At 64.3% G+C, this 13,328-nt stretch carries 14 protein-coding genes; 7 read left to right on the top strand and 7 right to left on the bottom strand.

Features of this window, described 5'->3' with window-relative positions:
• Position 1: 1 nt before the first annotated feature.
• Both GJ695_RS22550 and GJ695_RS22545 read right to left on the bottom strand, forming a co-directional pair.
• On the bottom strand, positions 2 to 916 hold the full coding sequence (locus GJ695_RS22550; protein ID WP_154368742.1) for an OmpA family protein: 915 nt from the start codon (positions 914 to 916) through the stop codon (positions 2 to 4).
• 17 nt (positions 917 to 933) lie between these two features.
• Positions 934 to 1,323 (bottom strand): DUF4398 domain-containing protein, encoded by a 390-nt coding sequence (locus GJ695_RS22545; RefSeq protein WP_154368740.1) that lies wholly within the window; start codon positions 1,321 to 1,323, stop codon positions 934 to 936.
• Between the two features lie 126 nt (positions 1,324 to 1,449).
• Here GJ695_RS22545 and GJ695_RS22540 point away from each other — a divergent pair, with 126 nt between their 5' ends.
• Together GJ695_RS22540 and GJ695_RS22535 are read left to right on the top strand one after the other, a co-directional pair.
• Entirely contained in the window at positions 1,450 to 3,426 is a 1,977-nt protein-coding gene (locus GJ695_RS22540; RefSeq protein WP_154368738.1) for an AsmA family protein, read from the top strand.
• 106 nt (positions 3,427 to 3,532) lie between these two features.
• On the top strand, positions 3,533 to 3,757 hold the full coding sequence (locus GJ695_RS22535; RefSeq protein ID WP_154368736.1) for a YMGG-like glycine zipper-containing protein: 225 nt from the start codon (positions 3,533 to 3,535) through the stop codon (positions 3,755 to 3,757).
• 43 nt (positions 3,758 to 3,800) lie between these two features.
• Here GJ695_RS22535 and GJ695_RS22530 read toward each other — a convergent pair whose 3' ends face one another.
• Positions 3,801 to 4,520 carry a Crp/Fnr family transcriptional regulator gene (locus GJ695_RS22530; protein ID WP_154368734.1) on the bottom strand — a complete coding sequence of 240 codons (720 nt, stop codon included), beginning with the start codon at positions 4,518 to 4,520 and terminating at the stop codon, positions 3,801 to 3,803.
• Positions 4,521 to 4,641: 121 nt separating this feature from the next.
• Between GJ695_RS22530 and GJ695_RS22525 the strand changes: the two genes are divergently transcribed.
• From GJ695_RS22525 to GJ695_RS22515, 3 genes are all read left to right on the top strand, one after another.
• On the top strand, positions 4,642 to 5,253 hold the full coding sequence (locus GJ695_RS22525; RefSeq protein WP_154368732.1) for a glycine zipper 2TM domain-containing protein: 612 nt from the start codon (positions 4,642 to 4,644) through the stop codon (positions 5,251 to 5,253).
• A gap of 78 nt (positions 5,254 to 5,331) precedes the next feature.
• Positions 5,332 to 5,478 (top strand): lmo0937 family membrane protein, encoded by a 147-nt coding sequence (locus tag GJ695_RS22520; protein ID WP_008446864.1) that lies wholly within the window; start codon positions 5,332 to 5,334, stop codon positions 5,476 to 5,478.
• Positions 5,479 to 5,540: 62 nt separating this feature from the next.
• Positions 5,541 to 6,068 carry a DUF3617 domain-containing protein gene (locus GJ695_RS22515; RefSeq protein ID WP_154368730.1) on the top strand — a complete coding sequence of 176 codons (528 nt, stop codon included), beginning with the start codon at positions 5,541 to 5,543 and terminating at the stop codon, positions 6,066 to 6,068.
• 2 nt (positions 6,069 to 6,070) lie between these two features.
• Here the strand turns inward: GJ695_RS22515 and GJ695_RS22510 are convergent, their stop codons facing one another.
• Together GJ695_RS22510 and GJ695_RS22505 are read right to left on the bottom strand one after the other, a co-directional pair.
• Positions 6,071 to 6,907, bottom strand: a complete 837-nt coding sequence (locus tag GJ695_RS22510; protein ID WP_154368728.1) for a branched-chain amino acid aminotransferase — start codon at positions 6,905 to 6,907, stop codon at positions 6,071 to 6,073.
• A gap of 35 nt (positions 6,908 to 6,942) precedes the next feature.
• Positions 6,943 to 8,010 carry a porin gene (locus tag GJ695_RS22505; protein ID WP_154368725.1) on the bottom strand — a complete coding sequence of 356 codons (1,068 nt, stop codon included), beginning with the start codon at positions 8,008 to 8,010 and terminating at the stop codon, positions 6,943 to 6,945.
• Between the two features lie 175 nt (positions 8,011 to 8,185).
• On the opposite strand from GJ695_RS22505, the gene GJ695_RS22500 reads away from it, so the two are divergent.
• Entirely contained in the window at positions 8,186 to 10,198 is a 2,013-nt protein-coding gene (locus GJ695_RS22500) for a site-specific recombinase (protein ID WP_154368723.1), read from the top strand.
• A gap of 1 nt (position 10,199) precedes the next feature.
• Positions 10,200 to 11,591 carry a cardiolipin synthase gene (cls, locus tag GJ695_RS22495; protein ID WP_154368721.1) on the top strand — a complete coding sequence of 464 codons (1,392 nt, stop codon included), beginning with the start codon at positions 10,200 to 10,202 and terminating at the stop codon, positions 11,589 to 11,591.
• Between the two features lie 16 nt (positions 11,592 to 11,607).
• Here cls and GJ695_RS22490 read toward each other — a convergent pair whose 3' ends face one another.
• Entirely contained in the window at positions 11,608 to 12,426 is an 819-nt protein-coding gene (locus tag GJ695_RS22490; protein ID WP_154368719.1) for a metallophosphoesterase family protein, read from the bottom strand.
• Between the two features lie 8 nt (positions 12,427 to 12,434).
• On the bottom strand, positions 12,435 to 13,325 hold the full coding sequence (locus tag GJ695_RS22485; protein WP_154368717.1) for a diacylglycerol/lipid kinase family protein: 891 nt from the start codon (positions 13,323 to 13,325) through the stop codon (positions 12,435 to 12,437).
• Positions 13,326 to 13,328 lie beyond the last annotated feature (3 nt).

The following is a 13,328-nucleotide window of genomic DNA, read 5'->3' as shown; positions in this document are numbered from 1 at the left end:
ATTAGCGGCGGTTGGCGATCGGGGCGCCGTTTTGCGACAGCACGATCTCCACGCGGCGGTTCAGTTGGCGGCTGCCGGCGTCGCTGTTGCTGGCGACCGGATACGCTTCGCCGTAGCCACGGGTGGCGATCTTGCCGCTTGGGACGCCCAGGCCGATCAGCGCGTTACGCACCGATTCGGCGCGGCGTTGCGACAGGTCCAGGTTGTGCGACGAGGTGCCGGTGCTGTCGGTGAAACCTTCCACCAGCACCACGCTTTGCGGTTCCTGCAGCAGCACGTCGGCCATTTTCTGCGCGGTGCGCATGCCTTCGGCGCTCAGTTCGGCGCGGTCGACATTGAACAGCACGTCGTTCAGGGTGATCACGATGCCGCGGTCGGTCTGTTTGGCTTGCAGGTCGGCCAGCTGCTGTTGCAGCGCGGCGTTCTTGGCCGATTCCTCGCGCGCCGAACTGGCGGCGGCATCAGCCTGGGCGCGGGCGGCGTCGGCGTCCGCCTTGGCCTGCTCGGCTTGCGACTTGGCGCGGTCGGCGCTCATGCGGGCCTGGTTGGCTTCGGCGGTGCGGGCCTGCAGGCGGATTTCGTCGCGCTGGCGGGCGGCGTTGGCCACGTCAGCCTCGGCTTGCTTGGCCTTGGCGGCTTCCTGGGCGGTGGCGATCTTCTGCTTGGCGATATAGGCCAGCTTGTCGATCTCGTCCAGGCTCTCGCGCTTGGCGGCGGCCGCGTTGGCGCGGTCCAGCGCATCGGAGGCGGCCTTGAATTCCAGCGGCGCGTTGGCGGCCACCGATGGATTGCTTTGCGCGGCAACGAAGTCGCCACGGGCCTGGTCCAGCTGGCTGGTGGTGGTCGGCGTGCTGCTGCAAGCGGCAAACATCATCGACACGGCAAAAGCGGCAGGCAACAAAATCAGTTTTTTCATGATGGGCTCTCCGTTAATTATTGTTGGTTGTTAGCGTTGGCGCGTGCCACTTCTTCGCGCAGCAGGCGGATATTTTGTTGCAGCTCGTCAGACGCGGCGGTCGCCTTGGCCGAGTTGGCCTTGCTCTGGGCCAGCTGCGCGTCGGCCTGGGCCTGGGTCGCCAGATCCTGTGCGGTCTTGTAATCCTTGGCGGCCAGCGCCTGGTTGGCGCGCATCAGTTTTTCGCGGGCCGATTGCATTTCGGCGGGCGCCAGGTCGGCGGCGCCGGAGGCGGTGGCGGCGCTGACCGCTTCGCGCGACACCGCGACATCGGCGGTCGCCGGCGTTTTGTCACTGGCGCAACCGGCCAGGCCGGCCAGCATCACGGCGCCAAACAGCACTTGCCATTGGGTATTCATGGTCATCATTATTTTTCTCCTCAAATTGTTCAAGCGATGATGACTTTATAAGCCGATAGCGCAACGACATCAGTACGGTGCCGCACAAAAACCCTGAGTGTGTAAAATGAGGCAACTATAAAAATCAGGTTTGCCATGCCCTCTGCCACTTCCCTTCCACGCCGCACCAAAATCGCCATCGCCGTTGGCGGCATCGTCATTGCCGTGCCGGTGGTTGCGGCCGCCGTCCTTGCCAGCTACGACTGGAACAAGGCGCGTCCCTGGCTCAACCAGCGCATCAGCGCCGCCATCGCCCGGCCGTTCGAGATCCGCGGCGCGGTGTCGCTGGCCTGGCGCAACGAGGGCGAGTTCCTGCCGATGCCGCACCTGGTGGCGCGCGACGTCCACGTCGGCAATCCGCGCGGCATGTCGGCGCCGGACGAGCTGGCCAGCGTCGGCCAGTTCGCCTTCGCCGTCGAGCTGCTGCCGCTGCTGCGCCAGCGCATCGAAATTCCCGAACTGCGCTTCGACAATCCGAAACTGCTGCTGCAACGCGAAGCGGACGGCAAGAACAACTGGACCTTCAAGCGCGAGGACAAGGAATCGGTGTGGTCACTGGACGTGCAGCGCGTGGTCTTCACCAAAGGCACGGTGCGCTACATCGATGCGATGACGCACGTCGACGCCAGCGCCCAGGTCGACACCATCAACGACCCGCGCTACGGCGTCAGCTGGCAGTTGAGCGGCAAATGGAACAACCAGGACATCCAGGGCAGCGGCAAGGCCGGCGCCGTGCTGTCGCTGCAAAAGCAGACCGCGCCCTTCCCGCTCGCGGCCAGCCTCAACGTTGGCGGCACCAGCATCAGCTTCGATGGCACGCTGACCAAGCCGGCCGCGCTGACGGCGCTGGACATGCGCCTCAAGCTGTCCGGCCCCAGCATGGCGCGGCTGTACGGCCTGACCGGCGTGCTGCTGCCGGAAACGCCGCCGTTCGTCACCGAGGGCCACCTCACCGGCAACCTCGGCGCCAACGCCAGCCACTGGATCTACGACCAGTTCACCGGCAAGGTCGGCGCCAGCGACATCGCCGGCAAGCTCGACTTCAAGACCGGCGCGCCGCGCTCTGTCTTAAGCGGCAACATCCAGTCCAAGCTGCTGCAGGTGTCCGACCTGGGCCCGCTGATCGGCGCCGATTCCAACGCCAGCAAGGAAGCGCGCGGCGCCGAGGAACTCCAGCCGGGCAACAAGGTGCTGCCGGTGGAGAACTTCCGCACCGACCGCTGGACCGCCATCGACGCCGACGTCAACTTCAAGGCCGCGCGCATCACGCGCAACAAGGACTTGCCGATCCAGAACCTGGAAACGCAGATCCACCTGAAGGACGGCGTGCTGGCGCTGAAGCCGATGAACTTCGACATCGCCGGCGGCCGCTTCACTTCCAACATCGTGCTGGACGGCAGCGGCAAGGTCAACGCCCACGCCATCCGCGCCGATCTGAAGGCCAAGGCGGCGCATCTGCAACTCAAGCAGTTGTTCCCGTCCATCGAAGGCATGCAGGCCACCGTCGGCGAAATCAACGCCGACGTCGCGCTGACGGCCACCGGCAACTCGGTGGCCAGCCTGCTGGGCGCCTCCAACGGCGAATTCAAAGGCGTGGTCAACGAAGGCAGCGTCAGCAAGCTGCTGCTGGAAGCCATGGGCCTGAACCTCGGCAGCGTGGCGCTGACCAAGCTGGTCGGCGACAAGCAGGTCAAGCTCAATTGCATGGTGACGGATTTCGCGGTCAGCAACGGCGTGATGAACTCGCGCCTGTTCGTGGCGGACACCTCGGAAGCGCGCATCGACGTCCACGGCACCGTCAATCTCGGCAACGAGAAGCTGGACCTGACATTGAAGCCGGACGCCAAGTCGGTGCGGGTGATTTCATTGCGTGCGCCGATTTATGTGCGCGGCACCTTCAAGCAGCCGGACATCAGCATCGACAAAGGTTCGCTGGCCCTGCGCGCCGGCAGCGCCCTGGCGCTGGCGGTGGTGGCGCCGGTGGCGGCCATCGTGCCGCTAGTCAGCACCAGCTCGGGCGAGACGGCCGGCTGCCAGGCGTTGATCGCCCAGGCCGGCAAGCCCCAACACTGATTCCCGTCTGTGTGTGCTGACGAACGGAAGCGATTGCGCAAGTTTCGTACTCTGGAGGCATCGGTGAAGGCGCAATACCGCGCCTAACCTGCCTGAGGAGAACATCATGAACAACGTCAAGCGAATTGCAGCAACCGCCGCCGTACTGGCCGCGACCCTGGGCCTGAGCGCATGCGCAGGTATGTCGAATCAAGACCGTAACACCGCCGTTGGCGCAGGCGTTGGCGCAGTGGCCGGCTCGGTCCTGACCGGCGGCAGCGCAGTCGGCGCGGTCGGCGGCGCGGCAGTGGGCGGCGTGATCGGTAACCAGGTACAAAAACCACCGCGTTAATCGCGGCGCTTCATAAAGCAAACGGACCCTCGGGTCCGTTTTTTTATTTGTCCTTGAACATTTCGTAGCAGTGGCAGGAGACCGATTCCAGGCCGGCCGAATCGAGGATCTCGATATTGCCACGGCTGTAGGTGATCAGGCGCTGGTTCTGCAGCGCACTGGCGGCCTTGGTGACGCCGACCCGGCGCACGCCCAGCGCATGCGCCAGGAATTCATGGGTCAGGTGGAATTTTTCCGACTGCAGGCGGTCGCGCGTGATCAGCAGCGAACGGGCCAGCCGTGCCTCCAGCACGTGGAAGCGGCTGCACACGGCGATCTGGATGGTTTGCGCCAGCACGGTGTCGGTATAGCGGTACAGCAGGCGCTGCAACGATTCCATGCGGTAGAACTCGGTGATGAAGTCGGCGGTGGCGATGCGGTAGGCGCGGCCGGAACGCTGGACCACGGCGCGCACCTGCGCCATCTCATGTCCGAGCACCACCGAGGCGCCCAGCATGCCTTCGCGACCGATGGAGCCGACTTCCAGCGTCATGCGGCCTTCGGCCACGCCCAGCAGCGACACCAGGCAATCGATGGGGAAATACAGATGGCGTACTTCCTGTCCCGGCTCCGACAGCACCTGGCCGTTGTCCACCCGCACCGTTTCGCACCTGGCGGCGAGCTGGCGTTGATCGTCGTCCGGCAGGCTGGCGAGCAGGCGGTTATTGGCCAGTCGCGGCAGCGCCCGGTCTTCGTCGGGAGTGGTTGAGATAGAGGTATGCATGGGATCAGATTAAGGGCAATGATTTGCTCTGTATGTACGGTGACGCACGGAAGCAATAGATGTACTCAGGGAAAATGTGGGTTGCAGTGCATTACCTCACCTAATAACAAAGGACACACACATGGACACCCAAACTAAATCTGGCACCCACCCGGTCATGGTCATCGCCGCTGTTGCGGTGGTGCTGTTTTGCGGCGTCGGCAGCGCAGCGATCCTGGGCTGGTTGCCAACCTCGAATGCCAGCGTACCGGCCGCGGTAAGCGGCCTGCCGCCAGCGCCGGCAGCATCGCAACCGATGGCCTACAACGACGCGCCGCCGGCCGGCGCCTCGACCGTGGCCCCTGGCGTGTCGCAAGGCCAGGGCCAGGCGCCTGAACAGGAAGCGCGCAGCGCTCCATGCAGCAACTGCGGCGTGGTGGAATCGGTGCGCACGATCGAACATCGCCCACAAGGCAGCGGCGTCGGCGCGGCCGGCGGCGCCATCCTGGGCGGCCTGCTGGGCAACCAGGTCGGCAGCGGCCACGGCCGTCAGATCGCCACGGTGGCGGGCGCGGTCGGCGGCGCGGTGGCCGGCAACCAGATCGAAGGCAATATGAAGACCACCCACAGCTGGGATGTCGTGGTGCGCATGGATAACGGCAGCAAGCGCACCATCCACTCGTCGGCGCAGCCGCAATGGCGCTCGGGCGACTCGGTACGCATCGTCAAGGGCCAGCTGCGTTCGATGGACTAAGGATTTAAGTACGGCATCGTACAGAAGCCCAGGCAGGGATTGTTGATAATAGATTCAACACAACCCGAGGAGATCATCATGCTTTATACCATCGCTGTAGTTCTGCTTATCCTGTGGCTGCTTGGTCTGGTTACTTCGTACACCATCGGCGGTTTCATCCATATCCTGCTGGTAGTCGCCATCATCATGGTGCTGCTGCGCCTGATTAGCGGACGCGGCGTGTAGCCTTCTCCGCAGTGGTTCAAACGGCGCCTTGGGCGCCGTTTTCATTTCCAAAGGAGCGACTGATGAAAGCACTGTTGACGACACTGGCCCTGCTGGCTGCGGCGCAAACGCACGCGCAAACCGTCAAGCCGGGTTTGTGGGAATTGAATAACAAGATCATGACGGGGAATGCGCAAACCGACCAGGCGGTCAGCGCCGGCCTGTCGCAGCTGGCGGCGCTGCCGCCGGAGCAGCGCGCGCAGGTGCAGGCGATGATGGCGCAGAACGGCGTCTCGCTGCCGCAGGCCACCAGCGATGGCGCGCTGACGATGCGCGCCTGCGTCACGCCGGAAATGGCGGCGCGCAAGGAGCTGCCGCTAAGCCAGCAAGGCAAGTGCCGCTCGACCCAGACGCCGGTGCCGGGCGGACTGAACGTCTCGTTCAGCTGCACCGATCCGGCATCCAGCGGCACCGGACAGGTGCGCTTCCTGGGCGAGGACGGTTATACGGCCACCATGCAGGTGACCAACAACACCGGCGCCGGCCCGCAAAACGCCACGGTGGAATCGACCGGGCGCTGGCTGTCCGCCACCTGCCCGGCCCGCCCTTAAGCTTACTGGCTGTCGGAGAACGCCATGTAACGGTCGCGCGCCAGCGTGGCGATCGGACCGACCGGCAAGGTGCGGCCTTCGTAGCGCACGCACGGCGTGACCTTGCCGTAGTTACCGGTGTTGAAGATTTCAACGGCGCTTTCCAGCTCTTCCGGACGCACGCTGCGTTCCTCGACCTTGACGCCCTCTTTCGCCAGCAGCGCGATCACGCGCGCGCGGGTGATGCCGGACAGGAAAGTACCATTCGGCACCGGCGTCACCACCTGGCCTGCCGGCGTGACGAAGAACAGATTGGCCGAAGCGAACTCGGCCACGTTGCCGGCGCTGTCGCACACCACGGCGTTGTCGTAGCCGCGTTCCTTGGCTTCGCGCAGCGCCTTGGAGGTGTTGGCGTACAGCGAGGAGGCCTTGGCGTCGGTCGGCGCCATCAGCGCGTCCGGACGGCGCAGCACCGACAGGCAGGCCGAGAAGCCGGTGAACGGCGGCATCGGCGCATCGAACAGGGTCAGCGCAAACGCGCTTTTTTCCGGCACCGGAATCAGCAGGCCGTCGGTGCCGAACACCAGCGGGCGAATATACAGCTCGGCATCGGCCGGAAACCTGGCCACGCCTTCGCGCACCAGCTTTTCCATCTCATCCACGCTCAACGGGCAAGTCAGGCCGACGCGTTCGGACGAGGTGATCACGCGCTGCAGGTGCAGGCGCAGGTCGGGCATGTGACCGCTGAGCGAGCGGGCGCCGTCGAATACCGACGAGCCGAGCCAGACGCTGTGGTCCATGGCGCCAAACAATGGCGCATTGCCTTCGGCCCAAGCGCCGTTGAAGTAAGTGAGGTACATGCTGCTTCCTGGTCAAAACCAGCAATGTAGCATGTTTAGAAGGAGTGCCTGAGACCCAGGTTGATGGCGCGGTCGCCGCTGCCACGGTTGCTGGCGTTGCCGACCGTGTAGCCGGCGCCGTTGCGGTTCTGGATTTTGGCGAACGACGCGTACACATTGGTACGCTTGAAGAAGGCGTAGCTGGCGCCGACGGCGATCTGGTTGGCGTCGCGGTCGGCCAGGCTGCGGTCATCCTTGTGGATGTAGGAAGCGAGGAAGCTCATCGCGCCCACCGGCACCGCGACGCCCAGCAGCACGTCGCGGCTGTTGGTGGAAAAATCGCGCTGCGCCACCGCGCCGTAGGGATTGGTTTCGTCCCACTGCGAGCTGCCGTCGCCCTTGCTGTGGCCATACGCCGCGTAGCCGACGAAGCGGCCGAAGTCGAAGTTGGCCGCCACCAGCGAGTTGCTGGCCGACTGGTCGACCGGCGGCGTGGTGCCGGTGGCGTCCAGCAGGTTTTCCTTGCGCTGGTGCGTGATGCTGATGTTGGCGGGACCGTTCTCGTAGCCGATCGTGGCGCCATAAGCGCGGTTGACCTTGCTGTTATACGGCGACTCGCCAAAGCTGTAGATCGCCGAGCCGACAAAGCCGCCCCGCGAGCGCGGCGACTTGTACTTGATGGTGTTGTCGTAGCGCTTGGTGGTGTAGCCGACCAGGTTGGCCGCGCTGCCGGCCATGCCGCCGTGGAAAGGATCGGCCACATCGGTCAGGGCTTCATAGACCAGGTTGTACTGGCGGCCCAGCGTCACCACGCCCAGCGGACCATCCAGCCCGACAAAGGCCTGGCGGCCGAACAGACGGCCGTTCTGGTCGGAAGCACCGGTATCGTTGAGGATACCGGCCTCGACCGTGTAGATGGCCGAGGTGCCGTTGCCCAGGTCTTCCTTGCCGCGGATGCCGATGCGCGAACCGGTCGAGACCCCGCTGTCGAGCTTGGTCTTGGCGCAGTCGCCGCTGCAACCACGTTCCGCCACCACGCCGGCATCGAGCACGCCATACACTTCGGTCTGCGCGAGTGCGCTGAGCGGTGCAAGCAGTGCCAGGGTGACGAGGACGGGTTTCATGGTGGTTCGCAAAATCGGTGAGCTGTTATGAACAGTGTAGCCACCGATGCAGCCGCCCTCTGTGCGCATGACCACGCACTTGCACAATTTCGCAGCAGAAACCTATGTTCGCTGGCGTACATACCGTGCGGAGGTCAGCGGTTATACTGCGTTTTTGCTTAGCGAGGCTTTCTGCATGCTCGAAATTCTGGAACGTATCAACGCAGACAGCAACGACATCGGCCTGATGGTCGAGCTGTTTCACACCCTGCGCCCCAAGCGCGCCACCGACAGTGCGCGTGCGATTGGCAACGTGCGCACCTTGTGCCAGCTGTTGAAGGGCAATCCGGCGCACGCCATCGCGCTGCGCAACTACGCGCGCAACATCCTGGCGTCGCGCCGCCACGCCAGCCTGTACACCGAGATCGGCGTGCTGTCGAACGACGGCTTCTTCAGCGAACTGAAAAGCCGCATCGCCTACCGCATCCTGCCACCGGCGCTGGGCAACGATTACCTGAGCGAGGCGCTCGACCAGATCGCCTACAAGCGCACCGACTACATCTGGATGGCGGCCGTGCCGCACGAGGACTGGCTGGCGCTGCTGGATGTGGTACTGCATGCCGAACAGCGCGCCGACGTCCAGCGCGGCGGCAATATCATGCTGCCAGGCCTGCTGGACGCGATCCGCACGCTGTCCTATCGCGTCTGCGCCATCGGCCTGGAGCCGCGCCTGACCAACTTCCATACCGAAATGGAGACCTACGAATCGCCCTTCATGGTGCAGAACTTCGAGGTCAACGCCTACCTGGACGCCTACCACCGCAAGCTGGCCGGCGCCGAAGTCGACATCGACGATGCGCGCCACCTGCTGGTGATGCTGGACCAGTGCGAAACCGTGATCGGCAAGATCCGCAAAAAGGCATTGAGCCAGGGCACCAGCATCGCCCTCACCTATTTGCTGGTGTCGCTGACGCAGAGCCTGGACCGCATGCGCAAGCTGCTGTTCCTGGTCGACGTGCACCTGCCCGGCGAGGAGCACGACAGCGCGCGCCGCCACGCCGCCATCGCGCTGGCGCTGGAACTGATCGCCGCGCACAACAACAAATACATGGTGCGCGATCTGCTGCGCGACAACATCAACCTGCTGGCGCGCAACGTCACCGAAAACGCCAGCCACACCGGCGAGCACTACGTGGCCGACACGCGCCGCGAGCTGGGCGGCATGTTCGTGCAGGCGGCCGGCGCCGGGCTGGTGATCGGTTTCATGGCGCTGTTCAAGATCCTGATGTCCTACCTGCGCGCCGCGCCGCTGGTGGAAGCCTTCCTGTTCAGCATGAACTACTCGATCGGCTTCATGTTCATCCACCTGCTGCACTTCACGGTGGCGACCAAGCAGCCGGCCATGACCGCCTCGCGCATCGCCTCCGGCCTGCAGTCGAAGGATGGCCGCAACATCGACATCGACAGCATGGCCGAGCTGTGCAACAAGGTGATCCGCACGCAGAACATGGCGGTGCTGGGCAACCTGGCGGTGGCGATCCCGACCGCGTGGCTGATCGCCATGGCGTGGCCGCACCTGACCGGCCATCACCTGGTGTCGCCGGACAAGGCCATGCACCTGCTGGCCGACATCGATCCGATCCACGCGCCGACCTTGATCTACGCGGCGATCGCCGGCGTCTGCCTGTTCGTCGCCGGCCTGATCTCGGGCTACTACGACAACAAGGCGCTGTACACGCGCTGGGCGCAGCGTATTGCACAACTGCGCGGCCTGCGCTGGCTGCTGGGCCAGGAACGGCTGGACCGGCTGGGCGTGTACATGGAGAACAATCTCGGCGGGCTGATGGGGAATTTCTTCTTCGGCATCCTGCTGGGCGTGATGCCATTCATCGGCTTCGTGCTGGGCATTCCACTGGATATCCGCCATGTGACGTTCTCGTCCGCCAACTTTGCGACAGCAATTGTTGGACTCGATCACAATGTCAGCTGGGAACTGGTTGTGACTTCTGTGGCAGGTTTTCTTTCCATTGGGACAGTCAATCTGCTGGTCAGCTTCGGGCTGGCCCTGTGGGTCGCATTGCGCTCGCGCCAGGTGCGCTTCAAGCACGGCTGGCAGTTGACGAAAGCGCTGGGCCGCCGGTTCCGGCAAGGGCCGATCTCGTTCCTGTTCGGCTCGTCGGATGATACGAAGTTAATCGAAAAGGCCTAAGATGAAAGCTCCGCGCATGCGTTTCTGGTTCCCCCTCGGCCTCATGTGCTGGGGCTTGCTGGGCGCCTGCGCATCGCTGCCGAATGTGACGGCGCTGGGCGACAAGCTGGAACCGTCGGCCACGCCCACGGTCAAGGGCACGCACGGCGACCTGAGCGACGCGCGCACCAAGGCGCTGCTGGCCAAGCGCTGGTCCAAGGGATCGCTGGATCTGCAGAGCCAGGCATCGCTGGAAGAAGCGGCCACCGGCGTGCCGCTGATCGCCGGCAACAAGACCACGCTGCTGTTCGACGGTCCGCAGACCATGACCGAGATGCTCAAGGCCATCAACGGCGCGCAGAACAACATCAATCTGGAAACCTATATCTTCGACCAGGACGAACTGGGCCTGAAGTTTGCCGATGCGCTGATCGCCAAGCAGCAGGCCGGCGTGACGGTCAATATTCTGTACGACAGCGTCGGCACCATCGGCGTGCCGGCCGAGTTCTTCAAGCGCATGCGCGACGGCGGCATCAAGCTGATCGAATTCAATCCGGTCAATCCGGCCAAGGTCAGCGGCAACGACTGGAAGCTCAACAACCGCGACCACCGCAAGGTGCTGATCGTCGACGGCAAGGCGGCCTTCACCGGCGGCATCAACATCAGCGCCACGTATGCCAAGAGCTCGCTGTTCCGCTCGGCCTCCAAGCCGACCAGCAAGTCCGATGTCGGCTGGCGCGATACCCACATCAAGGTCGAAGGGCCGGCGGTGCAGGCCTTCCAGTGGCTGTTCGTGCGCCAGTGGGCGTCGCAGGACAAGGACGACTTGCGCGAGGCCGACTACTTCCCGAAACCGGTGATCGCCGGCGACAAGGTGGTGCGCGTGCTGGGCAGCGATCCGGGCGGCCAGTTCGAAATCTACAAGGCCTATGCGCTGGCGTTCCAGGAAGCGAAGAAATCGATCCACATCACCTCGGCCTATTTCGTGCCGGACCGGCAGACGGTGGACGCGCTGATCGCCGCCGCAAGACGCGGCGTGGACGTCAAGATCGTGCTGCCGGGCGTCTCCGACAGCGGCCTGGTGTTCTACGCCGGTCATGCGTTCTATGACGACCTGCTGGCGGCCGGCGTGAAAATCTACCAGCTCAAACTGGCGGTGCTGCACGCCAAGACCGCCGTGATTGACGGCAACTGGTCGACGGTCGGCTCGACCAACATCGACACCCGCAGCTTCCTGCACAACAGCGAGCTGAACGTGATTGTCATGGGCGACGCCTTCGGCACCGAGATGGAAAAAGCCTTCCAGGAAGACATGCGCGACTCCAACCTCATCACACTGGAAGCCTGGCGCCACCGTCCCTGGGCCAACCGCATGAAAGAATGGGCGGCCCGCTTCATGGATTACTGGCTGTAAAACATCGGGCTTGGGTTTAGGATTCGGCGGCGAGCGACCAGACGTCGCCGCTGCGGCGGAAGCATTCGGTGTGGACGGATTCGAAGCTGCCCGTGCCTTCCACCCAGCTGTAGCGCTCCACCTGCACATCATCCGGCGCGATCCGCAGCACGTTGAACGCATTCGATTCGCCGCGCCCACGCGTCGATGTCGCAGTGCCGGCCTGCACCACCAGCGCCGCATAGCCGCTGATCTTGTAGCGCTGCGCACTGTTGCCGGCATGACTGGCATGCAGATGCCCGGCCAGCAGCACGTCGACGCCGGATTCGGAAAACGCCTGCATCGCCATCGGCGCTCGATCCACAAGGTCGTCCTTGTCGAAGGTGTCCGGCAAGTCGAAGGGATGGTGGGTGACGATGATGCGCGTATGGTCGGGACTGACAGCGCTCATGCGCTGCCGCATCTGCGCCAGCTGTTCCTTGTTGACGCGGCCATCCTTGAAGGTCAGCGAGCGCGCGGTGTTGATACCCAGTACGGCGATCTCTTCGTCCACGTATTCCGGCGCCAGGTCCAGCGTCACATAGCGCGTGTACTTGCGCAGCGGCGTCAGAAAGCGGCTGGCGACGTTGTACAGCGGGATGTCGTGATTGCCCGGCACCACGATCTGCGGCCCCGGCAGAGTGTCCAGCCACGCGCGCGCGGCCTTGAATTCCTCGGTCTTGGCGCGCTGGGTCAAATCGCCCGACACCACCACCACATCCGGCGCCAGCCGGGTGACCAGCTCCTGCAACGGCCGCAGCAGCGCCTGATCGACGCGGCCGAAATGCAGATCGGATAAATGAACAATGGTGCGCATGCTCTCTCCTAGACCGCCGGCACGATGACGTTCAGCGCCGAGGCCCTGGAACGGTAGCACAGCGGCGGTTTCATCAGCGTTACCTCGCCGTCGGTGGCGACGCGCAGGTGGTGGTGGCGTGTTTCGATCGTCAACGATGGCGCCGTCAGCACGTCAAAGTCGCGCGCCTCGTGCAGCTTGCCGAACAGCGCGTGGGCAGCGTAGCGCAGCAGACCGAGGCGGGTCGGCTTCTGCGCCACGTACAGGCACAGCTTGCCGGTGTCGAGCCGCTCGCGCGCGCCCATGGTCAGCCCTTGCAGGTATTCGTTGTTGCCGATGAAGACAAAGGGCGTGCGGCGCAGATGCTCATCGCCGTTGATCTTCAGCCGCACATTCATGAACGGAAAACGCCGCAGCGCGCCGAACAGCGCGCGGCCGAACGCCGGCCACTTGCCGCGGCCCAGATGGCGCTGCTGCTGCTCGCGGTCACGCACGATGTCGGGATAGATGCCGAGGCTGGAATTGTTGAGGAAGATGCGTCCGTTGACCTCACCCACGTCCACCTTGCCGGTGACGCCGTGCACGGCGTTGGCCACCGCTTCATCCAGCTCCAGCGGAATGTTCAGATCCTTGGCGAAATGGTTCAGTGTGCCCAAGGGCAGCACGCCGAGCCGCGTCTCGGTGCCGGCCAGCACCGACGCCACCGCGTTGATGGTGCCGTCGCCGCCGCCCGCCACCACCACCGGCGCACCCTCGGTCACCGCCCGTTCGGCGCGCGCGATCATCTCCTTGCCGCTTTGCGCCAGCGTGATGTCCGGCTCCACGCCCTGACTGCGGAACTTCTCTTCCAGCGCAGTGGTCCAGCCGCCGCAATATCCCAGCCCGGCGCTGGCGTTGACGATGACGACGATTTTATCCATATT

Origin of the sequence: Duganella alba (genome assembly GCF_009674495.1) — a bacterium.
GTDB lineage: Bacteria > Pseudomonadota > Gammaproteobacteria > Burkholderiales > Burkholderiaceae_D > Rugamonas > Rugamonas alba.
This window is presented reverse-complemented; position numbering and strand designations above follow the sequence as displayed.

What these genes read in the sequence shown, in the direction of transcription:
- GJ695_RS22545 (WP_154368740.1), bottom strand. Translation starts at nt 1,323, where the DNA reads ATGATGACCATGAATACCCAATGGCAAGTGCTGTTTGGCGCCGTGATG.
- GJ695_RS22520 (WP_008446864.1), top strand. Translation starts at nt 5,332, where the DNA reads ATGCTTTATACCATCGCTGTAGTTCTGCTTATCCTGTGGCTGCTTGGT.
- GJ695_RS22535 (WP_154368736.1), top strand. Translation starts at nt 3,533, where the DNA reads ATGAACAACGTCAAGCGAATTGCAGCAACCGCCGCCGTACTGGCCGCG.
- GJ695_RS22485 (WP_154368717.1), bottom strand. Translation starts at nt 13,325, where the DNA reads ATGGATAAAATCGTCGTCATCGTCAACGCCAGCGCCGGGCTGGGATAT.
- cls (WP_154368721.1), top strand. Translation starts at nt 10,200, where the DNA reads ATGAAAGCTCCGCGCATGCGTTTCTGGTTCCCCCTCGGCCTCATGTGC.
- GJ695_RS22510 (WP_154368728.1), bottom strand. Translation starts at nt 6,907, where the DNA reads ATGTACCTCACTTACTTCAACGGCGCTTGGGCCGAAGGCAATGCGCCA.
- GJ695_RS22540 (WP_154368738.1), top strand. Translation starts at nt 1,450, where the DNA reads ATGCCCTCTGCCACTTCCCTTCCACGCCGCACCAAAATCGCCATCGCC.
- GJ695_RS22490 (WP_154368719.1), bottom strand. Translation starts at nt 12,426, where the DNA reads ATGCGCACCATTGTTCATTTATCCGATCTGCATTTCGGCCGCGTCGAT.
- GJ695_RS22530 (WP_154368734.1), bottom strand. Translation starts at nt 4,520, where the DNA reads ATGCATACCTCTATCTCAACCACTCCCGACGAAGACCGGGCGCTGCCG.
- GJ695_RS22500 (WP_154368723.1), top strand. Translation starts at nt 8,186, where the DNA reads ATGCTCGAAATTCTGGAACGTATCAACGCAGACAGCAACGACATCGGC.
- GJ695_RS22505 (WP_154368725.1), bottom strand. Translation starts at nt 8,010, where the DNA reads ATGAAACCCGTCCTCGTCACCCTGGCACTGCTTGCACCGCTCAGCGCA.
- GJ695_RS22550 (WP_154368742.1), bottom strand. Translation starts at nt 916, where the DNA reads ATGAAAAAACTGATTTTGTTGCCTGCCGCTTTTGCCGTGTCGATGATG.
- GJ695_RS22515 (WP_154368730.1), top strand. Translation starts at nt 5,541, where the DNA reads ATGAAAGCACTGTTGACGACACTGGCCCTGCTGGCTGCGGCGCAAACG.
- GJ695_RS22525 (WP_154368732.1), top strand. Translation starts at nt 4,642, where the DNA reads ATGGACACCCAAACTAAATCTGGCACCCACCCGGTCATGGTCATCGCC.